This is a genomic window from Pseudomonas baetica, from assembly GCF_002813455.1.
Taxonomy (GTDB): domain Bacteria; phylum Pseudomonadota; class Gammaproteobacteria; order Pseudomonadales; family Pseudomonadaceae; genus Aquipseudomonas; species Aquipseudomonas baetica.
Genome location: NZ_PHHE01000001.1, coordinates 581,883 through 603,189, shown reverse-complemented (window position 1 = coordinate 603,189; position 21,307 = coordinate 581,883). Strand labels below are relative to the sequence as shown.

Annotated in this window: 23 protein-coding genes and 2 pseudogenes; 6 read left to right on the top strand and 19 right to left on the bottom strand. The window is 59.7% G+C overall.

Features of this window, described 5'->3' with window-relative positions; translation table 11 throughout:
• Positions 1-18: 18 nt before the first annotated feature.
• A complete protein-coding gene (locus ATI02_RS02720; protein ID WP_095190671.1) occupies positions 19-1,017 on the top strand; it encodes a sulfate ABC transporter substrate-binding protein in 999 nt (332 codons plus the stop codon).
• Positions 1,018-1,063: 46 nt separating this feature from the next.
• Here ATI02_RS02720 and ATI02_RS02715 read toward each other — a convergent pair whose 3' ends face one another.
• The 4 genes and pseudogenes from ATI02_RS02715 to ATI02_RS02705 form a co-directional block, all read right to left on the bottom strand.
• A complete protein-coding gene (locus ATI02_RS02715; protein WP_100845361.1) occupies positions 1,064-2,395 on the bottom strand; it encodes an IS4 family transposase in 1,332 nt (443 codons plus the stop codon).
• Between the two features lie 244 nt (positions 2,396-2,639).
• Positions 2,640-2,801 (bottom strand): annotated as a pseudogene (locus tag ATI02_RS31910) (hypothetical protein); the annotation flags it as partial.
• Between the two features lie 9 nt (positions 2,802-2,810).
• Positions 2,811-3,973 (bottom strand): IS3 family transposase gene (locus ATI02_RS02710; protein WP_095191983.1). Its coding sequence is split into 2 segments (ribosomal slippage): positions 2,811-3,718 and positions 3,718-3,973, totalling 1,164 coding nucleotides; the frame shifts between segments, so codons are not numbered across the junction.
• A gap of 60 nt (positions 3,974-4,033) precedes the next feature.
• Positions 4,034-4,498 (bottom strand): annotated as a pseudogene (locus ATI02_RS02705) (hypothetical protein); the annotation flags it as partial.
• Between the two features lie 243 nt (positions 4,499-4,741).
• On the opposite strand from ATI02_RS02705, the gene ATI02_RS02700 reads away from it, so the two are divergent.
• The 3 genes from ATI02_RS02700 (at position 4,742) to ATI02_RS02690 (ending at position 7,370) form a co-directional block, all read left to right on the top strand.
• A complete protein-coding gene (locus tag ATI02_RS02700; RefSeq protein ID WP_100845360.1) occupies positions 4,742-5,929 on the top strand; it encodes an MFS transporter in 1,188 nt (395 codons plus the stop codon).
• 207 nt (positions 5,930-6,136) lie between these two features.
• Positions 6,137-6,337 carry an SDR family oxidoreductase gene (locus ATI02_RS02695; protein ID WP_256587053.1) on the top strand — a complete coding sequence of 67 codons (201 nt, stop codon included), beginning with the start codon at positions 6,137-6,139 and terminating at the stop codon, positions 6,335-6,337.
• A 145-nt stretch (positions 6,338-6,482) separates the two neighbouring features.
• A complete protein-coding gene (locus tag ATI02_RS02690) occupies positions 6,483-7,370 on the top strand; it encodes a LysR family transcriptional regulator (protein ID WP_095190674.1) in 888 nt (295 codons plus the stop codon).
• Positions 7,371-7,441: 71 nt separating this feature from the next.
• On the opposite strand, the gene ATI02_RS02685 is transcribed toward ATI02_RS02690, so the two are convergent.
• The 12 genes from ATI02_RS02685 to ccmA all read right to left on the bottom strand — a co-directional run bounded on the left by ATI02_RS02685 (position 7,442) and on the right by ccmA (position 17,128).
• Positions 7,442-8,965 carry a hypothetical protein gene (locus tag ATI02_RS02685; RefSeq protein ID WP_100845359.1) on the bottom strand — a complete coding sequence of 508 codons (1,524 nt, stop codon included), beginning with the start codon at positions 8,963-8,965 and terminating at the stop codon, positions 7,442-7,444.
• Positions 8,952-9,419 (bottom strand): InvB/SpaK family type III secretion system chaperone, encoded by a 468-nt coding sequence (locus tag ATI02_RS02680; RefSeq protein WP_095190676.1) that lies wholly within the window; start codon positions 9,417-9,419, stop codon positions 8,952-8,954. The genes ATI02_RS02685 and ATI02_RS02680 overlap by 14 nt, the downstream gene beginning before the upstream one ends.
• Positions 9,420-9,750: 331 nt before the next feature.
• Positions 9,751-10,155 (bottom strand): hypothetical protein, encoded by a 405-nt coding sequence (locus ATI02_RS02675; RefSeq protein WP_095190677.1) that lies wholly within the window; start codon positions 10,153-10,155, stop codon positions 9,751-9,753.
• A 25-nt stretch (positions 10,156-10,180) separates the two neighbouring features.
• Positions 10,181-11,380: a c-type cytochrome biogenesis protein CcmI gene (gene ccmI, locus ATI02_RS02670; RefSeq protein ID WP_100845358.1), complete on the bottom strand. Its 1,200-nt coding sequence runs from the start codon at positions 11,378-11,380 to the stop codon at positions 10,181-10,183.
• Positions 11,377-11,847 (bottom strand): cytochrome c-type biogenesis protein, encoded by a 471-nt coding sequence (locus ATI02_RS02665; protein ID WP_100845357.1) that lies wholly within the window; start codon positions 11,845-11,847, stop codon positions 11,377-11,379. Before ATI02_RS02665 ends, ccmI begins: the two co-directional genes overlap by 4 nt.
• A complete protein-coding gene (locus ATI02_RS02660) occupies positions 11,844-12,380 on the bottom strand; it encodes a DsbE family thiol:disulfide interchange protein (RefSeq protein WP_095190680.1) in 537 nt (178 codons plus the stop codon). The genes ATI02_RS02665 and ATI02_RS02660 overlap by 4 nt, the downstream gene beginning before the upstream one ends.
• A complete protein-coding gene (locus tag ATI02_RS02655; protein WP_100845356.1) occupies positions 12,377-14,365 on the bottom strand; it encodes a heme lyase CcmF/NrfE family subunit in 1,989 nt (662 codons plus the stop codon). The genes ATI02_RS02660 and ATI02_RS02655 overlap by 4 nt, the downstream gene beginning before the upstream one ends.
• Positions 14,366-14,368: 3 nt before the next feature.
• Positions 14,369-14,824: a cytochrome c maturation protein CcmE gene (gene ccmE / locus ATI02_RS02650; protein ID WP_100845355.1), complete on the bottom strand. Its 456-nt coding sequence runs from the start codon at positions 14,822-14,824 to the stop codon at positions 14,369-14,371.
• Complete coding sequence (ccmD, locus tag ATI02_RS02645) at positions 14,821-14,997, bottom strand: heme exporter protein CcmD (RefSeq protein ID WP_095190683.1); 177 nt, start codon at positions 14,995-14,997, stop codon at positions 14,821-14,823. The genes ccmE and ccmD overlap by 4 nt, the downstream gene beginning before the upstream one ends.
• Entirely contained in the window at positions 14,994-15,749 is a 756-nt protein-coding gene (locus ATI02_RS02640; RefSeq protein WP_095190684.1) for a heme ABC transporter permease, read from the bottom strand. The genes ccmD and ATI02_RS02640 overlap by 4 nt, the downstream gene beginning before the upstream one ends.
• Positions 15,750-15,827: 78 nt before the next feature.
• Positions 15,828-16,496 carry a heme exporter protein CcmB gene (ccmB, locus tag ATI02_RS02635; protein WP_095190685.1) on the bottom strand — a complete coding sequence of 223 codons (669 nt, stop codon included), beginning with the start codon at positions 16,494-16,496 and terminating at the stop codon, positions 15,828-15,830.
• Positions 16,493-17,128 (bottom strand): cytochrome c biogenesis heme-transporting ATPase CcmA, encoded by a 636-nt coding sequence (gene ccmA, locus ATI02_RS02630; RefSeq protein ID WP_095190686.1) that lies wholly within the window; start codon positions 17,126-17,128, stop codon positions 16,493-16,495. The genes ccmB and ccmA overlap by 4 nt, the downstream gene beginning before the upstream one ends.
• 197 nt (positions 17,129-17,325) lie before the next feature.
• On the opposite strand from ccmA, the gene fliK reads away from it, so the two are divergent.
• Complete coding sequence (fliK, locus tag ATI02_RS02625) at positions 17,326-18,897, top strand: flagellar hook-length control protein FliK (RefSeq protein WP_100845354.1); 1,572 nt, start codon at positions 17,326-17,328, stop codon at positions 18,895-18,897.
• Positions 18,894-19,223, top strand: coding sequence for an EscU/YscU/HrcU family type III secretion system export apparatus switch protein (locus tag ATI02_RS02620; protein WP_100845353.1), 330 nt, complete (start codon positions 18,894-18,896; stop codon positions 19,221-19,223). Before fliK ends, ATI02_RS02620 begins: the two co-directional genes overlap by 4 nt.
• Before the next feature lie 124 nt (positions 19,224-19,347).
• Here ATI02_RS02620 and ATI02_RS02615 read toward each other — a convergent pair whose 3' ends face one another.
• The 3 genes from ATI02_RS02615 to ATI02_RS02605 all read right to left on the bottom strand — a co-directional run bounded on the left by ATI02_RS02615 (position 19,348) and on the right by ATI02_RS02605 (position 21,261).
• On the bottom strand, positions 19,348-19,740 hold the full coding sequence (locus tag ATI02_RS02615) for a DUF2802 domain-containing protein (RefSeq protein WP_100845352.1): 393 nt from the start codon (positions 19,738-19,740) through the stop codon (positions 19,348-19,350).
• Complete coding sequence (locus tag ATI02_RS02610; RefSeq protein ID WP_095050193.1) at positions 19,741-20,226, bottom strand: chemotaxis protein CheW; 486 nt, start codon at positions 20,224-20,226, stop codon at positions 19,741-19,743.
• Positions 20,227-20,316: 90 nt separating this feature from the next.
• Entirely contained in the window at positions 20,317-21,261 is a 945-nt protein-coding gene (locus ATI02_RS02605; RefSeq protein ID WP_095190689.1) for a CheW domain-containing protein, read from the bottom strand.
• Positions 21,262-21,307: the final 46 nt, after the last annotated feature.

Genomic DNA, 21,307 nt, shown 5'->3' with positions numbered 1-21,307 from the left:
TAGAACAAGGAATGCGCAGTGAAAAAACTCTTTGGCGCCTCACTTCTCGCCGCCGGTCTCGCCTTCGGTAGCGTGGCTCAAGCCGCACCGACCTTGCTGAACGTTTCCTACGACGTGATGCGCGATTTCTACAAGGACTACAACGCCGCGTTCCAGAAACACTGGCAAGCCGAACACAACGAAAACATCACCGTACAGATGTCCTTCGGCGGTTCGAGCAAGCAAGCGCGCTCGGTGATCGATGGCCTGCCGGCTGACGTCATCACCATGAACATGGCGACCGACATCAACGCTCTGGCCGACAACGGCAAACTGGTTCCGGACAACTGGGTCACGCGCCTGCCGAACAACAGCGCGCCCTTCACCTCGGCCACTGTGTTCATCGTCCGCAAGGGCAACCCGAAAGCCCTGAAAGACTGGCCGGATCTGCTCAAGGATGGCGTGCAGGTGATCGTGCCGAACCCGAAAACCTCGGGCAACGGCCGCTACACCTACCTCTCGGCCTGGGGTTATGTGCTGAAGAACGGTGGCGACGAAAACAAGGCCAAGGACTTTGTCGGCAAACTGTTCAAGCAAGCACCGGTGCTGGATACCGGCGGCCGCGCCGCGACCACCACGTTCATGACCAACCAGATTGGCGACGTGCTGGTGACCTTCGAGAACGAAGCGGAAATGATCGCCCGCGAATTTGGTCGTGATCAGTTCGAAGTGATCTACCCGAGCGTTTCTGCTGAGGCTGAGCCGCCGGTGTCGGTGGTCGACAAAGTCGTCGACAAGAAAGGTTCGCGCGCAGCGGCGGATGAGTACCTGAAGTACCTGTGGTCACCGCAAGGTCAGGAGATTGCTGCGGCGAACTACCTGCGCCCACGTGATCCGGCGGTGCTGGCGAAGTACACCGACCGTTTCCCGAAAGTCGACTTCCTGTCGGTGGAGAAGACCTTTGGTGACTGGCGCACCGTGCAGAAGACCCACTTCAATGATGGTGGGGTGTTTGATCAGATTTACACGGGCCAGTAAGGCTTGAGCTGAAATGAAAAAGGCGACCCACTGAGGTTAATGCCAGTCAGTTAAGCTGACTGGCATTTTTGTTTTTGATCGGATACTTCGGCGATTTGAGCCTGATTGCCCGAGGATAAATGCGCTCCTCGCGTCGATGTGGCAGGACATAATGCGGGGCTGAGGCATGCAACTCTGCGAGATATTTGGGGATGTTCCCCGAACGATCCGCAGAAACGCCGTTGATAAACCCCAAGATCGCCCAAGTGCACGCGGTGAAGCTCAGTTCGCATGGATGGATGCCTGGACAATGGCGGCTCATCTCCACCATCTGATAACGCAACAGGTTGTAGCCCAACAACACGCCCCACAGTTCCTGCTCAATCATTTCGGGCGTCTTGCTGCGCAGCGTATAGCTGCTGTTCAGCAGGGTCTGCTTCATTTCTCTAAACCCTAACTCGATCTCCCATCGCTGGCTGTAGAGATCGACGATTTCGTCGGACGGGAAGCGTAATGAGTCGGCCATCGACGTCAGTATCTGACAAACCTTGCCCTTGACGGTTTTGCTCAGAAGCCGCGCAGTCAGGCGCTCCGGCAATCCAGGCCATTGCTTGCGGGCCTGCGGCGAAGTACTCAACGAGACCACAGCATCGTGGCGCCCCAAACGCTGAAGCACTTCGTACTGCGAGCCTTTTTTCAGCGGCATCAACCAATGTCGCTCGATGCCTGCTTGCTGCCATTGATGCAGCAACCCCAAGGAATAAAAGCCGCGATCGAACAGCGTCAGCGAGTGATCGGGGGTGGTTTCGATCAGTTGCTCCGCCAGTTTCATCTCGTTGCTGCGATAGCCGTCAAACGCGCTGCCAATCAGTAAGTGACTGGTCAATTCCATTTGGCAAACCATGCGCACCTGAGGAAAACCAGTATCGCCATGCTGGTTGCTGGCGGAGTCGTAACGCGCACGGTTTTCCGGTGTATCGGGCGTACGCCAGACGACGCCGTCGACACCCAGCAAGCGCAACCCGGCCCAGGTCGGATGACTGGCCGCTTCATGCCAGCTTTTCTGAGTCAGATCGAAGACTTGTCGTACGGCCTCGCTGCCCAGCCGCTGACGGGCTTGGACTACGGCGCTGGGCGCGACCAGCGGACGTTGCCCAGGCAGCATGATGTTCATGCGACTGACCACATCCCACGCCGACATGCGTCGAAAAAACGCCATGGAGATGACGCACCAAAGCATCATTTCCAAAGGTAAGCGTCGCCTGCGCAAAGTGGCTACACCGGCCTGCTCCAATGCCTGTTCGACCAGAGATGGATCAAGCAACGAGTCCAACCCTTCGAGGGAGTTGGGAGTCGAGACGAAGTTGTGGGTGAGTTCCAGTGCCCGAGCCAGACGCATAAAAAAATCCGATGCCTATTCAGGCATCGGATTTTGATTTCTTGCGGCCAAAGGTCAAGCAAAAGGGCTTAACTGATCGGCATTACCCACTGAGGTCGCCTTTTTTGTGCGCATATTGACATCTAACACCGCCCCCTGTGGGAACGAGCCTGCTCGCGAAAGCGTCAGATCAGCCAGCACATCATTGAATGCCAGACCGCTTTCGCGAGCAGGCTCGCTCCCACAGTGATAGGTGTTCAGGCGGTTACATCGGTGGCGTCACCCCATCCTTGCCTGCAGAAATCGATTGCGCCGTCAGCGTGCCATCCGCCCCTTGCGTGACGAACGTAACGATCTTCACCCCGACCTTCAGCAAGCTTCTATCGCCCGGCGTCAGGTTGACGATCGGCACGTCCTCCGGCACCAGGTGTAGTGGTCAACTAATCCCGGACACGACGTTAAGTTTTTTCTCGGCCTGAGCTGGGGCCAGTCCGTTGTTGAATTGGTGCGGTCTAATCCAGTTGTACCGATGCATCAGGTAATGACTGATGTCGCGGTGCGCTTCTTGAGCTGTCATGTAGCCCACGGTCGGTATCCATTCAGTTTTCAAGCTGCGAAACACACGCTCCATCGGCGCGTTATCCCAGCAGTTTCCACGACGGCTCATGCTTTGGCGCATGCGGTAACGCCAGAGCCGTTGGCGAAACTGGCGACTGCCATATTGCGAGCCCTGATCCGAGTGAAACAGAAGCCCTTGAGGCCTGCCACGCTGTTCGTAAGCCATGTCCAACGCCTTGATGACCAGATCCGCATCCGGCTTGTTCGACAGCGCCCAGCCCACCACTCGGCGCGCGTAAAGATCCATAACGACAGCCAGGTAATGCCATTTCCCTTGAGCCCAGATGTAGGTGATGTCGCCACACCAGACCTGATTCGGCGCCGGCACATCAAACTCTCGATTCAATATGTTCGGAATGTCAGGCCGCTCAACCGTCGCTTGTTTGTAGGCATGTGATCCAGGTTGTTTACTGACCAACTCCAGTTCCCGCATCAGGCCTCGCACCTTGAACCGCCCAATTTGCTCGCCGTCTTCCTGCATCATCGACACGATGCTGCGGCTACCGGCGGCGCTTCGACTTTGCGTAAACAGTTCGTTAACCCGGCTGCGCAACCGAAGCCGCTCAACGTCTGGAGTTCGGCGCCTGAGACGATGGGCGTAGTAACACGAACGAGTGACGTCAAAGACTGCGCAAAGCCAATCAACCGGCTCTTGGGGGCTCAGTTGATCAATCAGCGCGTGCGCTCGTGCTCTTCCGACATCAAGAGCGCGGTAGCCTTTTTTAAAATGGATTTCTCCCGCTCAAGTCGAGCGATTCGAGCTTCCAATTCCTGGATTTTCTGTTGCTCTGGCGTCAGCGCTTTACTCTGCGGAGTAACGCCAGTGCGCTCCTGCTGAAGCTGATTAACCCAGCGGCGCAACGCGGACTCAACCACACCAAGCGAGCGGCTGGCTTCGATATGGCTATAGCCTTGATCGAGCACGAGGCCTGCGGCCTCGCGTTTGAATTCAGCGGAAAAAGAACGACGTTGTTTGGTCATCAGACACCTCTATCTGGCGAGCATTCTCGCCTAAATGGGTGTCCGGTTTCATTAGACCACTACAAGGATCTTCTGCTGGCCGCCCTTGTAGTTCACCGTCAGCACCCGACCATTGCTCACTACCAGGTCGCCGACACTGCCATTGGTCATGCTGCTGCCCTTGGCCAGGTCGAACGGTCGATGCCCGTCACCGCTGCCCGCCAGCTCCGGCGGAAACACATGCACCTCCAGCGCCTTGAGTGTGCCGTCCTCCTGCGGCATGGCCGCCGCGCCAATGTAACTGCCGGGTTTGATGTCTTCGATATTGGCCAGGGTGACGGCGCGGACCTTGGTGTCACTGGTCAACTGAATCAGCACGTTTTCACCGCTGTTGACGTGGACTTTCAGTGAGTCGGCACTGACCCCGGCGATCTCGCCGCGCACGCCGAGGCGCATGCCGGGGGCATCAGCAGCCTGCACGCTCATCGCGCCCAGCAGACTGATCAGGACAATCGTTGCTATGTGGTGAAGCCTCTGACGAAACATTGCAATCCTCCGGTCATCAATGTTGAACAAGCCAATGCAGACATAAGCACGCTATCGAACAGGATGTAAGTGAATGTATCATCGACCCGCAACGGTCGGACGCAAGGTCCGCCGATGGATGACACGCCGCTAGCACCCAGCCATTCCGCAACGGAATAACTGATATCAATCGCCGGCGCCTTCTGCCCTTGCGGATTAACCCTTAGCCTCATCGCATTCCCTTTCGCTGGATCGAGAAACCTTATGACCACCACCACTCACACGATGACCCGAGGCATGGTGCTGCTGTTCGCCTTCTGCTGCGGCGCCATCGTTGCCAACATCTACTACGCGCAGCCGATCATCGGCCTGATCGCGCCGGAAATCGGCCTCACCGACACCATGGCCAGCTTCATCGTCTCGCTGACGCAGATCGGTTATGCGCTGGGCCTGTTCTTCCTGGTGCCGTTGGGTGATCTGCTGGAAAACCGTCGGCTGATGATCATCACCACGGTGGTGGCGATTGCCAGCCTGTTGGCGGCGGCGTTTACCGATCAGCCCAACCTGTTTCTGCTGATCTCGCTACTGGTGGGTTTCAGTTCGGTGTCGGTGCAGATTCTGATTCCGCTGGCCGCGCATCTGGCGCCGGAAGAATCTCGTGGTCGCGTGGTCGGCGGGATCATGGGCGGCTTGCTGTTGGGTATCCTGCTGGCGCGGCCGGTGTCGAGCGTGGTCGCCGACCATTTCGGTTGGCGGGCGATGTTCATGATCGCGGCAGCATTGATGGCGGCGATCAGTGTGGTGCTGGCGCTGACTGTGCCCAAGCGCCAACCGGATCACAGCGCCACGTACGGGCAACTGCTCGGGTCGCTGTGGACACTGCTGCGCCAACAACCAGTGCTGCGTCAGCGTGCGTTTTACCAGGGTTGCATGTTCGCCACGTTCAGTCTGTTCTGGACCGCGGTGCCGCTGGAGCTGGCACGTAACCATGGCCTGTCGCAAAGCGAGATCGCGATTTTCGCCCTGGTCGGCGCCATCGGTGCCATCGCCGCCCCCATCGCCGGACGCCTGGCCGACGCTGGCCACACCCGCCTCGCCTCGCTGTTGGCCATGCTGTTCGCCAGCCTGAGCTTCCTGCCCGCCTTCATCCACCCGGCCTACAGCGTGATCGGCCTGGCGGTAACCGGCGTGGTGCTCGACTTCTGCGTGCAGATGAACATGGTCCTCGGCCAGCGTGCGGTGTACTCGCTGGACGCCAAAAGCCGCGGTCGCCTGAACGCGCTGTACATGACCAGCATCTTCATCGGCGGCGCCTTTGGCTCGTCGGTGGCCAGCGCGGTATATGAGTATGGCGGCTGGTTGTGGATCGTGATTGTTGGCAGTGCGTTTCCGTTGTTGGCGTTGTTGCGGTTTTTGAGTGCATCGCAGGGACGTTCGCTGGCGACGGCTTAACTTCATCCTCGCGCTAACAGCGTCAATTCGATACGGCGATCCCTCTGTAGGAGCTGCGGCACGCTGCGATCTTTTGATTGTGTTTTTTAAAGATCAAAAGATCGCAGCGTGCCGCAGCTCCAGTGTTTATGTTCAGCAAAGATCCGCTCCACACGCTTCGGTCAGATTACACTCACGACCGTCCGACAGACCTTCCAAGGAGTTGCCATGACCCGACGTACTTTCCTCATCACCGGTGCCAGCAAGGGCATTGGGCGGGCGCTGGCCGGAGTGCCGATGGGGCGTTTGGGACATCCGGAAGAGATCGCTTCGGCGATTGCGTTTCTGTTGTCCGAACAAAGCGGTTTCATCACCGGGCAGACACTGTTTGTCGATGGTGGTGCGTCCGTCGGCAAAGCTGCGTTCTGATCAACAACACATTCCCCCTGCAGGAGTGAGCCTGCTCGCGAATACGGTGTATCAGACACATTGATGTTGCTGAATCACCGCTATCGCGAGCAGGCTCACTCCTACAGGGTTATTCAACAGCCTCAAGATTGTGCAAGGACATGAGATGGACCGCCTCGCCGCCATGGAGACCTTCGTCTACGTCGTGGAAACCGGCTCGTTTTCCGCCGCCGCCCGGCGTTTGGAAATCGGCCAGCCCGCCGTGTCGAAGACCATCGCTCAACTGGAAAAGCGCCTGGCCGTAAGTCTGTTGTTGCGCTCGACCCGCGGCCTGACCCCGACCGAAGCCGGGCTGGCATTCTTCGAGCGGGCCAAGCGCGCCATCGAAGAAACCAACGAAGCGGACAACGCCGCCCGTGGCAGCGCCAGTGGTTTGAGCGGCAACCTGCGTATCAGCGCCGCCGTGACCTTCGGCCGCCTGCACATCGTGCCGCAACTGGGTCCCTTCCTCGACCAGCATCCACAACTGAACATCGACCTGCTTCTCGACGACCGCAACATCAACCTCGTCGAGGAAGGCATCGACGTCGCTTTGCGTATGGGCCCGCTCAGCGACTCGAGCCTGACCGCGCGCAAGATCGCCGACTGCCGCCGTGTAGTGCTCGGCTCGCCGGCGTATTTCGCCCGTCACGGCGTACCCACCTGCCCTGCCGAACTGGAACTGCATCAAGGCATCGTCTACAACCTGAGCGGCGGCGCCACCTGGACTTTCACTCAAGGCACAGCGCAACACACGCAAACCCTCAGCGGCCGCATCCGTGTCAGCGCCGCCGAGGGTTTGCGCGCCTCCGTCCTGGCCGATCAGGGCCTGACGATTGCCTCGCAATGGATGTTCGCCCCGGAACTGGCCAGCGGCGCAGTCGTGCCGGTAATGCAGGACTGGACGCTGCCGGACCAGGACCTGTGGGCGGTGTTTCCGACAGGCCGGATGGCGAGTGCCAAGGCACGGGTGTTTGTTGAGTATGTGCAGAATTTGCTAGAGGCGAGCCGCTGATGTCGCCAACTTTTAGCGTCGCGCGCCATCGTCCCTGACTGTAGTTCCTGGCCATCCATGACCTGAAAGGTTCAAGGTTGTTTCGGCTCTTTCCCGCGCTGTAACACCTCGTCCGCCATGGCCGGCAAATCGGCGCGCTTGGTATTCGGGCTGACATGGGTAATCAGATCAGCCAGCGCCACGCCCTCCATACCCAGCCTGTCGCGCAGGCCTTCATAGCCTGCGGGAACATTCCCGTCTTTCCAGAAAGAAGGCACGCGTACTTCCTTGGGCAGTCGCGCGCTCTGATCGACGATTTTGTAGGGATAAGGTGTTTCTTCGAGTTTTCTTGACTGGCTCATCAGAGGCGCCTTGCCCGCGACCATCTCGGGATGGGTCAGGCTGCCCGCGCGGTATTGCTGTTCGAGCAGGACGCTGCGTTCCTTCAGTTGTTGGATCTTGCTTTGGTGGCGCTCGTTTTCGCGGATGAGTTCGTCCGGCGTTTTCGCGATCAGCGCTGGCGGCCTGTCCAGTTGCTTCTGGATAAAGATCGCCTTGACCGCGGCCAGGCTGGGCGGAGTCAGCCACACTTGCTCGTTGTGGTCCGTATGGGCTCCGGGCGTCTCGAGGATGTCCTTCAAGTGCGTATGGCTCTCGCTGGCAATCCGCGCCAACCGGTCGGGGTTCAGAGCCTTCAATGGATACAGGCGCTCCAGGTCGTCACGCTTGTAATACAAGGGATTGCGCTGACCGAGATACCTTTCGCCGCTCCTGCCGACCTTGGCGCCCTCTCGCTCACTGGGTGCCTGCGCGACCCGACCGAGAATACGCCCCGCGGAATCCCGGTCGTTATGCCAAAGCTCCAGGGGATGGCTGATATTGCTCAGGGCTGTCTTGCCATCGAGGGTAATGGTTATGCCTGAATTGCCAATGGAACCGATCCCTAACGGAGGCAGTTGCTGGTAGGCCGCTGCGGTCTTGGCCTGGTCGATACGTTTGTCTGACACCACCCGTGTATAGGTGCCCATGGCCCCGCCACGGTTGAAGTCGGCCATTTTTCTGATTCGCCCTATCCCGTTCAACTGGCGCTCATTGACCGATAGAAAACGCTCGGACTTGAGCAGGCCCTGCATTTCGCGAAAGTCCACATCACGGGTGAAGACACTTTTCCCGACACTATGATCAAGAATGCTTTCCAGCGGCGCCGACAACTTCTGCACGTGCCTGGCTTCTTTTCCATGGGGAGCCCCTTCACGGATCTCTCTGGACAGTTGCATTTCCTGGGCAATTGCTTTGGACAGATAGTTGGCATTCGATCGCCATGCGTTCAGCTGATTCAGCTCGCGCTCGGGCAGCTTTTCTCCGGCGGTAAAGCGTTGCAACTGAGTGACCATATGACGTTCGAAGTCAGCGTCACTGGCAAAGGCGTTTTTCGCGATGAACTCGCGCTGGGCCACGGCCGCTGGAGCATGGGCAGCAGGCTGCGCCGGAGCATGAAGAGGGTTGGTGACCGACCTGATAGACATTCCTGCGGGGGTGGCGGCAGGCTGCGGATCGGTTTGCGCTGCCTGTACAGAGAAGGCAACACTGACGCCGGGAATATTATGTATCGGCATGTGGAAACTCCTTGATGAGGGTGCACAGCACCTCAAGCCGGCGATGGAACTGCTCGATGACCAGGGAAAATCCTGGTTCGTGTTCCAGGCTGCGCAAATCGACCAGTCCCTTCAACTCGTAACCCTCGGCCCCTTCACTCAGCGCCAGTTGCCCTGTTTCGAAACCGAATACAGGCTTGCTCAACAAGGAAAACACCTCGGCCGCGTTGGCCACGAGCATAGGCAGACGCAGGTCGGCGAGCACACTCCAGACCCATAAGCGATCGTCGTCCACGGTGATGAAAACATCCGAGACGCCATCAAGCTCGATTGCGATTGTGGAGTGCTGGTCAAAATCGAGCAATTTATGCTCGGGGCATTGGTATCGCCGTAGCAACGCATCCATCAGTTCCTTCAGCGTGAATCTTGACTGCTCACGGAAGGAGTAAGGATCTTGCACATCTTCTTTCACCATGGGGGCACCTGGAAGGTCTGAAGTCACCAGCGTTGTTTTGATATCCCGACCATTCGGAATAAAAAATCGCTGGCCTATCAGGAATCAGGCTTTGGCTCTACTCAGGTCCTTGGGTATCTCCACCAGACCAGATTGGCGAACTGCCCACCTTGATAACCATCACCATGACCCGTTGGCGAAGTATGCAAATCAAAGCTCTGAATTATCTGCCGAAAAAAACGCATGAAATTTTAGCCCACGGCCGATATCCATTCAGCCTCGGGTCTACAGGCTTTAATGTTTTCAGCAGCACCCATTATCAAAACGGCGATCCGAAGATCGCCGTTTTCATTTACTGACCGAATCGCTTGCCCAATCCCGGCGGCACGCCGTGGATGTCGGTGTCTTCCCACGGGCCGTTGGGGCTGATCGAGCGGCTCCAGCCATTGTTCCAGCGGAAGTAGGTGCGTTGGCGGTAGAAGGTGTTGGACTGGTCGTCGAGCACGTAAACACCGAGTTTCTGATCCCAATGGCTATTGCCACCCGGTGGCGGAGCGAAGCTTGCCGAAGTGCGCGGGACCGGTTTTGCCGGTTTGGCCGGAATGCTTTTGCCTGGTGTCGGTGAGGTCGACGGGGTCGCGCTGGGTTGCGACGGCGGGATCGGCGGCAGGTTGGTGTGCGATTCCGGTCGTTGCACCGCACATGCACTCAAGCCCAGGGCCAATGTGAGAACCGTGATTCGGGCGAGGGTATGCATGGCGGTGCTTTCCTGTGTTACCCGGTTACTTGTCCGGGCTGTCGATGGTCAGTTTTTGTAGCGTGGTGGTGCTGCTGGCAAGAGGCCCGCTGCGACCAACCCACTCCCCGGCGGTCGGCTGACCGGCCCGGGAGATGCGCGCAACCAGTTGGACTTCAGGGAAGTTCGACAGTTTCAACTGCGGCATCATGGCGTCGGCATCGCCCAGTTCGACCGTTACCGGCAGATCCGCCACGGTCAGACGCTTGGCCGCCAGCGGCGCCGGAGGCCCGGAAGTAGCGCGGGCGAAGATGAACACGCTGTCACCCGGTTGCACCTTGCCTTTGAGTTCGCTGGCGAGATCGACGCTGACCTTCAACAAGGCTGCTTTTGGCGCTGCGGTCTGAGCGACCTTGCCACCACTGGCTTGCAGACGTTCGGCCGCACGTTGGATCCCGCCTTGCAGCGCTTCGCGGGATTTGTCGTCCGGCGGCAATTGCGCCAACAGGCGGTTCCAGTAATCGATGGCTTGCTGATAGCGCTCACCTTCGAATGCGGCGATGCCGAGCAGACCGAGGCTGGTGACTTCTTTCGGATCTGCCTTCAACGCTTCATCGGTCAGGGCCTGGATCTTGTCCGACCACTTTTTGCCGTCAGCAAAATACTGCGCTTGCGCCCATTGGCCGAGCAGTTCCGGCTGCCGGCCGGCGAGGTTGGCGGCGCGTTCGAACATCTTCGCCGCGTCTGCCGGACGCTCCTGAGCCATGTAGGTGCGCCCGAGGAAGTACAGCCCTTCAGCGGAGTCCGGCTGCGCGGCAACGGCGCGCTCCAGACGCTGGGTCATCTCTTCCATCGACTGCGGTGCCTGGGCGAATTCGCGGGTCAGTTCGACCTTGTCGGCAGCGCCGAAGTGCAGATACAGGCCCAGGCCCAAGACCGGCACCAGCACTGCCGCCAGCAGCGGTAACGGTTTGCCCAGCTTCGAGACGCGCGGCGCCGCCACACCTTCGGTATCGGCGAGCAGTTCACGCGCGGCTTCGGCACGACCGCTGTCCATCTGCGCGGCATCCAGCACGCCCTCGGCCTGTTGCGACTGCAACTCGGCAACACGCTCCTGATACAGCGCGACGTTCAGGGCAGTACGATCCTCTTCACGCTGGGCGCGGCGTTCACGCAGAACAGGGATCAGCAGAAAACTCAGGGCGACCAGAAGCAACAGCCCTGCGGCAAGCCAGAAATCAATCATTCTTGGTTTTTATCCAACAGTTGGTCGAGGCGCTGACGCTCTTCGGTGGACAGCGCTTGCGGGGTCTCGGCGCGCTGGCCGCGACGGCGGCGGACGATCACCGCGATCACCACGAAACCGCCGAGCAACAAGCCCGCCGGGCCGAACCACAGCAACGCCGTCTTGGCGTTGAGTGCCGGTTTGTAGCGGACGAAATCACCGTAGCGATCAACCATGAAATCGATGATCTGCTGGTTGTCTTTGCCCTCGCCGAGCATGCGAAAAATCTCTTTGCGCAGGTCAGCGGCAATCGGTGCGTTGGAATCGGCGATGTCCTGATTCTGGCACTTGGGGCAGCGCAGCTCCTTGGTCAGCTCGCGAAAACGCTCACGGTCACCTTCTTTGGCGAACTCGTAGGTGTCGATGGCAGCGTGGGCTACACCGACCAGACTCAAGCCCAACACCACGGCGGCTAGAAAGCGCTTCATGGCTTGGCCTCATCGACCAGCGCCTGATACTTGGCCGCGAGTTTCTCGCGCCAGACTTGCTCATCGATCACACCCACGTACTTGTCGCGAATGATGCCCTTGGCGTCGATGAAGAAGGTTTCCGGCGCGCCATACACGCCGAGGTTCAGGCCCAGCGAGCCCTCGTCGTCGCGGATGTCCAGCGCATACGGATTGTGGAATTCGGCTAGCCACTTCAAGGCATCGGCGTTGGTGTCCTTGTAGTTGATGCCGTAGATCACCACGCCGCGCTCGGCGAGTTTATTCAACACCGGGTGTTCGACCCGGCAGGAAATGCACCACGTGCCCCAGACATTGACCAGCGCCGGTTTGCCGAGAATGTCAGCGCGGGTCAGGGTCTTGTCGCCCTGCACCGACGGCAGCGAAAACTCCGGGAACGGTTTGTTGATCATCGCCGACGGCAGCTCCGCCGGATCGAGGTACAGACCGCGATAAAGGAATACCGCCACCAGCAGGAAAATCGCCAGTGGCGCCAGCATCAACCAACGTCTCATGCAGCCGCTCCCGTCATGCCCAGCGCTTCACGCACTTTGGATTTCACCTTGACCCGATAACGTCGATCCATTGCCGCTAGCAGCCCGCCTGCACCTGTGAGCAGGCCGCCGAACCAGATCCAGCGCACGAACGGTTTGACGTGTACACGCACCGCCCACGCGCCATTTTCCAGCGGCTCGCCGAGCGCAACGTAAAGGTCACGGGTGAAACCGGCGTCGATCCCGGCTTCGGTCATTACCGAATTCTGCACGGTGTACAGACGTTTTTCCGGGTGCAGCACGCTGATTTCCTTGCCGTCACGGATCACCCGAATGGTGCCCTTGTCGGAGGTGAAGTTCGGCCCTTCGAAGTGCTTGGCGCCTTCGAACACAAATTGATAACCGGCCAGGGCCATCGACTCGCCCGGCGCCAGACGCAAGTCGCGTTCAGCACTGTTCTGACTCGACAACACCACGCCCAGCGCGCAGACGGCGATGCCGAGGTGGGCGATCTGCATGCCCCAGTAGCTGCGGGTCAGGGTCGGCAGGCCTTTGACCAGGCCCTTGTGACGGGTCTTGTCGAAGATGTCACGCACCCCGGCGAGCAACACCCACGCTGCGAGCAGGAAGGTGGCGATCACCGCCCAGTTGAAATCACCGTAAGCGATACCGGCCACCACTGCCAGCGCAACACTGCCGAGCAACACTGGCGTGAGCATACCAACCAGCCATTTCACCGGCGTGTCTTTCCAACGCACGACCACACCGACCGCCATCACCAGCATCAACAGCGCCATCAACGGAATGAACAGCGCGTTGAAATACGGCGGGCCGACCGACAGCTTGGCGCCGCTGATGGCATCAAGAATCAGCGGGTACAGCGTGCCGAGCAGGATCATCGACGCGGCGACGACCAGAACGAGGTTATTGCCCAGCAGCAGGGTTTCCCGCGACCACAGGTTGAAACCGACCTGGCTCTTGACCACGGGCGCGCGCAGGGCGAACAACGTCAGCGAACCACCGACGACAAACAGCAGGAAGATCAGGATGAATACACCACGTTCCGGGTCGGAGGCGAACGCGTGTACCGAGGTCAGCACGCCGGAACGCACGAGGAACGTACCGAGCAGGCTCAGCGAGAATGCAGCAATCGCCAGCAACACCGTCCAGCTCTTGAACACGCCACGTTTCTCGGTGACCGCCAGCGAGTGAATCAACGCGGTGCCGACCAGCCAAGGCATGAACGAGGCGTTTTCCACCGGGTCCCAGAACCACCAGCCGCCCCAGCCGAGTTCGTAGTACGCCCACCACGAGCCGAGGGTGATGCCGATGCCGAGAAAGGCCCAGGCAACGATGGTCCATGGACGCGACCAGCGTGCCCACGCGGCATCAAGTCGCCCGCCCATCAACGCCGCAATGGCGAAGGCGAACGCCACCGAAAAGCCGACATAACCCATGTACAACATCGGCGGATGCACGATCAGGCCGATGTCTTGCAACAACGGGTTCAGGTCGGCGCCATTGCTGGGCATTTGCGGCAGGATGCGCTTGAACGGGTTGGACGTGAGGATCAGGAACAGCAGGAAACCGGTGCTGATCATGCCCATTACCGCCAGCACCCGCGCCAGCATGACTTGCGGCAATTGCCGGGAGAACACCGACACGGCGAAAGTCCAGCCGCCGAGGATCAGTGCCCACAGCAGCAGCGAACCTTCGTGGGCGCCCCACACCGCGCTGAATTTGTAGAACCACGGCAACGCGGTATTGGAGTTGTTCGCCACATAGGCAACGGAGAAGTCGTCGGTCATGAACGCGTAGGTCAACGCGCCAAACGCGAACAGCAAAAACGCAAACTGCCCCCACGCCGCCGGCTGGGCCAGACTCATCCAGAAACGATCACCGCGCCAGGCACCGACCAACGGCACCACGGCCTGCACCAGCGCAAAACACAGCGCCAGAATCATCGCCAGATGGCCGAGTTCAGGGATAAAAATTGCGGACGTCATCGATCAACCCTCCTTCGCTGGGGTCGGAGCGAATTGACCGCTGTCTTTCAACGCCTTGGTCACTTCCGGCGGCATGTACTTCTCGTCGTGCTTGGCCAGCACTTCATCAGCCACCACCACGCCGTCAGCATTGATTTTGCCCAAGGCGACGATGCCCTGCCCTTCGCGGAACAGATCCGGGAGGATCCCGCGATAGGTGATGGTCACGGCTTTGTTGAAGTCGGTGACGACGAATTTGACGTCCAGCGAATCCGGAGAACGTTGCAGCGAGCCCTTCTCGACCATGCCACCCGCGCGAATACGCGTGTCCTGCGGTGCTTCGCCGTTGGCGATCTGGGTCGGCGTGTAAAACAGATTGATGTTCTGCTGCAGGGCGCTCAAGGCCAGGCCGACGGCAGCGCCGACCCCGACCAGAATGGCCAGAATGATGATCAGACGTTTCTTGCGCAGCGGATTCACTTGCCGTTCTCCCGGCGCAGTCGACGCGCCTCTTGTTGCAAATAGCGCCTGCGGGCCGCGATCGGCTCCACCACGTTAATGATCAGCACAGCCAGACAGATGCCGTAGGCCGACCAGACATACAGGCCATGATGGCCCATGGCGAGAAAGTCGCCGAATGAAGCAAAACTCATCGCGCGGCCTCCAGACTGTTCTGCACTTCTTCTTTGACCCAACTGGCGCGAGCTTCGCGCTTGAGCACTTCAAGGCGCATGCGCAGCAACAGCACGGTGCCGAAGAAGCAGTAGAAACCCAACACGGTCAGCAGCAGCGGCAGCCACATTTCCGCCGGCATCGCCGGTTTTTCGGTGAGGGTGAAGGTCGCGCCCTGGTGCAGGGTGTTCCACCACTCCACCGAGTATTTGATGATCGGGATGTTGATCACGCCAACGATGGCCAGAACGGCGCAGGCCTTGGCGGCGCTGTCGCGGTTGCTGATGGCGTTGCCCAGCGCGATCACACCGAAATACAGAAACAGCAGAATCAGCATCGAGGTCAACCGCGCATCCCAGACCCACCACGAGCCCCAGGTCGGCTTGCCCCAGATCGCCCCGGTGACCAGCGCCACGGCGGTCATCCATGCGCCGATCGGTGCGGCGCATTGCAGGGCGACGTCGGCCAGTTTCATCTTCCACACCAACCCGACCACGCCGCACACCGCCAGCATCACGTAGATCGACTGAGCAAGCATCGCGGCAGGCACGTGGATATAGATGATGCGAAAGCTGTTGCCTTGCTGATAGTCCGGCGGCGCGAAGGCCAGGCCCCAAACGACGCCGACACCAATCAGCAGCAACGCTGCGATGCTCAACCACGGCAAAAACTTGCTGCTGATGCCGTAGAACCACTTGGGCGAGCCGAGCTTGTGAAACCAGGTCCAGTTCATACTGTTTCCATCACGGGTGCCGCTCATCAGTGTGAGCGGTCTCAGGGTCTTTGCTGGTTAAATTTTAACCAGACCTCATTATTCGCCGACGCTGATCTTCAGGCCAGCCGCTATTGCAAAAGGTGTCAGGGTGATCGCCAGGGCGGTCAGGCTACCCAGCCACAGCAGATACCCGGTCGCCGGCATGCCTTGCAACGCCGCTTGCAGGGCGCCACTGCCAAGGATCAACACCGGGATGTACAACGGCAGAATCAGCAGCGCCAGCAACAGGCCGCCACGTTTCAAACCGACCGTCAGCGCCGCGCCCACTGCACCGAGCAAGCTCAGCACCGGTGTGCCCAGCAGCAACGAACACAACAGCACCGGCAGACAAGCGACCGGCAAACCGAGCATCAGCGCCAGCAACGGCGAGAGCAAAACCAGCGCCAGTCCGGAAAAAAGCCAGTGTGCCAGCACCTTGGCCAGAACCAGAAGGGGTAGCGGGTGCGGCGAAAGGACCCACTGTTCCAGGGAACCGTCTTCGAAGTCACTGCGAAACAGCCCGTCCAGCGAAAGCAGGACCGACAACAGCGCGGCCACCCAGACTAACCCCGGGGACAGGTTTTGCAAGACTTGAGTTTCCGGGCCGACGGCCAGCGGGAACAGTGCGATGACAATGGCAAAGAAAATCAGTGGATTGGCCAGCTCCGCCGGGCGGCGAAACAGCAATCGGGATTCACGGGCAACCAGCAGGCCGAACACACTCATACCGCCCAGTTCCCCAGATCGATGTCGCGATAACCGGCCGGCATCCGCGCCAATGTGTGGTGGGTGGTCAGGACGACGAGGCCACCGCGCTCGCAGTGCCCGGCCAGGTGCTCCTCGAGTTGCGCCACGCCCTGCTTGTCGAGTGCGGTGAACGGCTCATCGAGAATCCACAGCGGCGGGCTGTCGAGATACAGGCGCGCCAGCGCCACGCGGCGTTGCTGACCGGCGGAAAGCGTGTGGCAGGGAACATCTTCGAATCCGCGCAATCCTACCGCTGCCAGTGCTTGCCAGATGGCATCGCGCTCGGCCGGTTGGTGCAGGGCACACAGCCAGGAGAGGTTTTCTTCCGGAGTCAGCAGGTCTTTGATTCCGGCAGCATGACCGATCCACAAGAGGTTGCGCGCCAGTTCGCCAGGCTGTTCAGTCAGGGGCTGACCGTTGAGCAGGACTTGACCGCTGGTCGGCTGCATCAAACCGGACAACAACCGCAACAAACTGGTTTTACCGCTGCCGTTGGGACCGCTGATCTGCACCATATCGCCACTGGCCAGTCTCAATTCGAGATTTTCGAAGAGCAGTCGCAGGTCTCGCTCACACGCGAGGGCAACGGTTTGCAGGACAGGACTGGTCAAGGGATCACGGGCCTTATACGGTTCAAGTCGGCTCTGGTGCGGCCGTTAAAGAGATGCAGAATAGATGCATTGACGGCGCAATCTAGAGAGCTGCGTCAAACAATTGTTATGTTTTTTGATCGAAGCGCAAGACGCGCGGCATTATACATGCCGTGCCTTACTCTCAAGAGTGCAATTTCCTCAGGTTGTGTCCGCGTATGACAGGCGAAATGAACATCCTCCCGCTCCCGCCCACCACCCCGGCGGCCGCTCGCCCGCAGGTCGGCGAGTTGCTCAAGCTGCTGACGCCGGTCGAAGGCTTGATCGGTACAGGGCAAAGCGCCAAGGCCGAGGTGTTATCGCTGAAACAGGCGGATCAGACCTTTCAATTGTTGCTGAAGGTGACGCTGGACAGCGGCCGCCAGACCACCGTGCAAGCGACCAGCAATCTACCGCTGGCGCAAGGCACCAGTCTGGCGATCACTCAGCCGTCAGCGGGCAATCTGGCGATTACCGTGCAACAGGCGATTGCCAGTAGTGTCGCCACCCTCACCCGCATCGATACCGCGCAATTGCCGGTGGGCACCTTGTTGCAAGGCAAAGTGGTGACCTCGCAAGCGTTGCCACAGACGCCGGGACAAGCGACGGTATTTCGTTCGATGGTCAGCTTGCTCAACACGGCGTTGAGCGGGAGCACCTTGACCATCGACAGCCCGCAGCCGTTGCGCATCGGCACACTGCTTTCGGCACTGGTGCAGGATTCGCAAACGCTCAAGTTCGTGCCGCTGAGCAGCCGACAGGAGCAGTTGGCGGTGAGCCAGCAATTGGTCGGCCAGCAGAGCCGCCAAGGCTCGCTGGATGGCTTGCTGAAACTTCTGCAGAACCTGCCGGCCGACAGCCAGACCTCGCAGGACTTGCGCGCAGCGGTCGACAAATTGCTCGCCGGCCTGCCTGACGTGCAGCAACTGAGCACGCCGAAAGGTCTGGCCATGGCGCTGGCCAACAGCGGCATGTTTCTCGAAGCCAAACTGCTGACAGGCCAGAACCCGACGCTGGCCCCGGACATGAAAGCCGATCTGCTCAAGTTGATCGCACAACTCACGCCCGGCCTGCCCGGCAACACCAACCTGAATGCGATCATCGCGGCAAACACCCTGGCGCAGGCAATGCCGAGCTTTGTGCGTAACGCCCTCGGCATGCTCGGTCAAATCAGCGCCAAACCGCTGCCAGGCGGCTTCCCGCTGCCCGACCGACTGCTGCAAAGCCAGGACGGCGAAGGTGATCTGGAACATTTGCTGCGCCTCGCCGCCGCCGCGGTCTCCCGCCTGCAAAGCCACCAATTGTCGAGCCTGGAACAGACTGGCGTCACCGACGACGGCCGTCTGCTCAGCACCTGGCAACTGGAAATCCCCATGCGCAACCTGCAGGACATCGTGCCGCTGCAGGTCAAGTTCCAGCGCGAGGAAGCGCCGGAGAAAGAGCCGCAAGCCAACGAACGCCGCGATGAACGCGAACCCAAACAGCAACTGTGGCGCGTCGATCTGGCGTTCGACATGGAACCGCTGGGGCCGATGCAGATTCAGGCGCAGTTGATCGCCGGCAGCCTGTCGAGTCAGCTCTGGGCCGAACGGCCGTACACCGCCGATCTGATCGAAAACAATCTGTTCGCCCTGCGCCAGCGCCTGCTCGATTCCGGCCTGAACGTCGGCGACCTCGACTGCCACCACGGCACTCCGCCGCAAGGCAACCAAACCCGTCTCGACCACCGCTGGGTTGACGAAACCGCATGAAAGACGCCACCGCTCCACGCCAGGCCATCGCCCTAAAATACGACGGCAACCACGCCCCGACCCTCACCGCCAAGGGTGACGAGGAACTGGCCGAAGAAATCCTGCGCATTGCTCGCGATTGCGAAGTGCCGATCTACGAAAACGCCGAGCTGGTGCAGCTGTTGGCGCGAATGGAGTTGGGCGACAGTATTCCGGAAGAGTTGTACCGGACAATCGCCGAGATCATCGCGTTTGCGTGGAATCTGAAGGGGAAATTCCCCGAGGGGCAGGATCCGGATGCGCCGATGGTCGAGAAAGATGTCACCGCACGCGGGGATGATTACTGAGGTTTCAAAGGCGCTTTCGCGAGCAGGCTAGCTCCCACATTTGACCGCGCTCCTACCGGAGGAATGCGATCGAATGTGGGAGCGAGCCTGCTCGCGAATAGCACTTTGAGCTTGAGCGCAAAAATCAGCTCTTGTGCAACTTGCGCATCAACTCCGCCTCAGCCTGGGTCAACCCACACGACTGAGTCAGTTCATCAACGCTCGCGCCCATGCCCACCAGTTTCGCCGCTTGGGCGAATGACAGGCTGGATGGGTCGCGCTGTTCCAGCGCAACAATCTTGTCTGGCAACGGACTCACCACCGCACGCAACTCGTGCAGCGCTTCGCCCATGCGCACATTACCGTTCTGGTAATCGTCGACACGCTTGGCCAGGTCTTTGATGCGCTGATCACGCAGCGCATCGCCCTGAGCCTGTTGCGCAGCGATGACCCGCTGCGCCTTGATGTACGCCAGAAACATTGCCAGCGTGCCTGCCCAGAAGAGGAACAGGACAATGACCGCAACCTCGAGAATCAATCAGATGCTCTCCAGTTCCGACCATTCTTCTTCGCTCATCATCTTGTCCAGCTCGACCAGGATCAGCAACTCGTTGTTCTTGTTGCACACGCCCTGGATGAACTTGGCCGACTCTTCGTTACCGACGTTCGGTGCGGTTTCGATTTCCGACTGACGCAGGTAAACCACTTCGGCCACGCTGTCGACCATGATCCCGACCACTTGCTTGTCGGCTTCGATGATGACGATACGGGTGTTGTCGCTGATCTCGCCGGTGCTCAGGCCGAAGCGCTGGCGGGTGTCGATCACGGTTACAACGTTACCGCGCAGGTTGATGATGCCCAGCACATAGCTTGGCGCACCCGGCACTGGAGCGATTTCGGTGTAGCGCAGCACTTCCTGAACGCGCATCACGTTGATGCCGTAGGTTTCGTTGTCCAGCTTGAAGGTCACCCATTGCAGGATCGGATCTTCAGAACCTTTTGCATTCGTCGCCTGACTACTCATACCCTGACCCCTCGAAAAAACCGCTCTGAGCGGTGTGTGTTCTGTGTGGCGGCATTCAACAATGCCGTCGCCTGATTGTTATGTCGGCTGCTATGTCGGTTTATGTAGCGGCTTGTTGCCGCCCAGGTGCTTTGCCCCACCGCTGGCGATCAACTCGGCCAGTGCGGAAACGTCAAGCAATGCACACATGTGCTCAATCACGGTGCCGGCAAGCCATGGCCGCTGACCCCGGTGACTTCTCCATTTGATTTCATTCGGATCCAGACGCAACGAGCGGCTGACTTGATGTACCGCCAGACCCCACTCGTAACCTTGTACCGAAATCACGTACTGCAAGCCCTGACGGAAGTCATCGCGATAGCGATCCGGCATGACCCAGCGCGCGGTGTCCAACACTTTCAGATTGCCGGCCTGGCTCGGCAGAATCCCGAGGAACCATTCTGGCTGACCGAACAGCGGCGTCAGCTCGTGACCGGCCAGCGAATAGATCGAACCCAGGCACACCAGCGGCACCGCGAGGGTCAGCCCGGCGACGTCGAACAGCAGGCATTCGAAGGCTTCGGATGCCCAGACTGGGCGACCATCGGTTTCCACCGGTGGCGGTGTGTTGCTCGGCGGCAGGTGCACTTCCACCAGTGGCGGCACCAGCGTCTGCTCCACTGGCGCCGGTACGACTGGTGCAGGCTCGACCACTGCCGGTTCCGGCGCAGTCTTCAGCAACTGAGTTTGCAGCAGCGGTGCCAACGTCGAGAGCGATGCGCGAACCGGCTCGGCCTCTTCGATCAACACCGCTGGCGCCTTGGCGACGGGCGCGAAGGCAGGCGCGGCAACAGGTGCAACAGCTTTTTGCGCATCACGCGCCTGCTCTTCCAGTACCGCCGCCTGGAATTCATCCAGCGCTTCAGCGCTTTCAATCACCTCAGGCTGCGCCGCAACCTGCGCCGGCAATTCGTCAGGAATCTCCTCCAGCAAACTGTCCAGATACGACTGCAAGGCCAACTGCGGCTTCGACGTCAACTTCACCGGCCGATTCATGCACAACTCCCTGTAGGAGCTGCGCAACGCTGCGATCTTTTGATCT

Excerpts from the sequence above, each read along its gene's own strand:
- ATI02_RS02715 (WP_100845361.1), bottom strand. The coding sequence starts at position 2,395 with ATGCGTCTGGCTCGGGCACTGGAACTCACCCACAACTTCGTCTCGACT.
- ATI02_RS02700 (WP_100845360.1), top strand. The coding sequence starts at position 4,742 with ATGACCACCACCACTCACACGATGACCCGAGGCATGGTGCTGCTGTTC.
- ATI02_RS02695 (WP_256587053.1), top strand. The coding sequence starts at position 6,137 with ATGACCCGACGTACTTTCCTCATCACCGGTGCCAGCAAGGGCATTGGG.
- ATI02_RS02690 (WP_095190674.1), top strand. The coding sequence starts at position 6,483 with ATGGACCGCCTCGCCGCCATGGAGACCTTCGTCTACGTCGTGGAAACC.
- ATI02_RS02685 (WP_100845359.1), bottom strand. The coding sequence starts at position 8,965 with ATGCCGATACATAATATTCCCGGCGTCAGTGTTGCCTTCTCTGTACAG.
- ATI02_RS02680 (WP_095190676.1), bottom strand. The coding sequence starts at position 9,419 with ATGGTGAAAGAAGATGTGCAAGATCCTTACTCCTTCCGTGAGCAGTCA.
- ATI02_RS02675 (WP_095190677.1), bottom strand. The coding sequence starts at position 10,155 with ATGCATACCCTCGCCCGAATCACGGTTCTCACATTGGCCCTGGGCTTG.
- ccmI (WP_100845358.1), bottom strand. The coding sequence starts at position 11,380 with ATGATTGATTTCTGGCTTGCCGCAGGGCTGTTGCTTCTGGTCGCCCTG.
- ATI02_RS02665 (WP_100845357.1), bottom strand. The coding sequence starts at position 11,847 with ATGAAGCGCTTTCTAGCCGCCGTGGTGTTGGGCTTGAGTCTGGTCGGT.
- ATI02_RS02660 (WP_095190680.1), bottom strand. The coding sequence starts at position 12,380 with ATGAGACGTTGGTTGATGCTGGCGCCACTGGCGATTTTCCTGCTGGTG.
- ATI02_RS02655 (WP_100845356.1), bottom strand. The coding sequence starts at position 14,365 with ATGACGTCCGCAATTTTTATCCCTGAACTCGGCCATCTGGCGATGATT.
- ccmD (WP_095190683.1), bottom strand. The coding sequence starts at position 14,997 with ATGAGTTTTGCTTCATTCGGCGACTTTCTCGCCATGGGCCATCATGGC.
- ATI02_RS02640 (WP_095190684.1), bottom strand. The coding sequence starts at position 15,749 with ATGAACTGGACCTGGTTTCACAAGCTCGGCTCGCCCAAGTGGTTCTAC.
- ccmB (WP_095190685.1), bottom strand. The coding sequence starts at position 16,496 with ATGAGTGTGTTCGGCCTGCTGGTTGCCCGTGAATCCCGATTGCTGTTT.
- fliK (WP_100845354.1), top strand. The coding sequence starts at position 17,326 with ATGACAGGCGAAATGAACATCCTCCCGCTCCCGCCCACCACCCCGGCG.
- ATI02_RS02620 (WP_100845353.1), top strand. The coding sequence starts at position 18,894 with ATGAAAGACGCCACCGCTCCACGCCAGGCCATCGCCCTAAAATACGAC.
- ATI02_RS02610 (WP_095050193.1), bottom strand. The coding sequence starts at position 20,226 with ATGAGTAGTCAGGCGACGAATGCAAAAGGTTCTGAAGATCCGATCCTG.
- ATI02_RS02605 (WP_095190689.1), bottom strand. The coding sequence starts at position 21,261 with ATGAATCGGCCGGTGAAGTTGACGTCGAAGCCGCAGTTGGCCTTGCAG.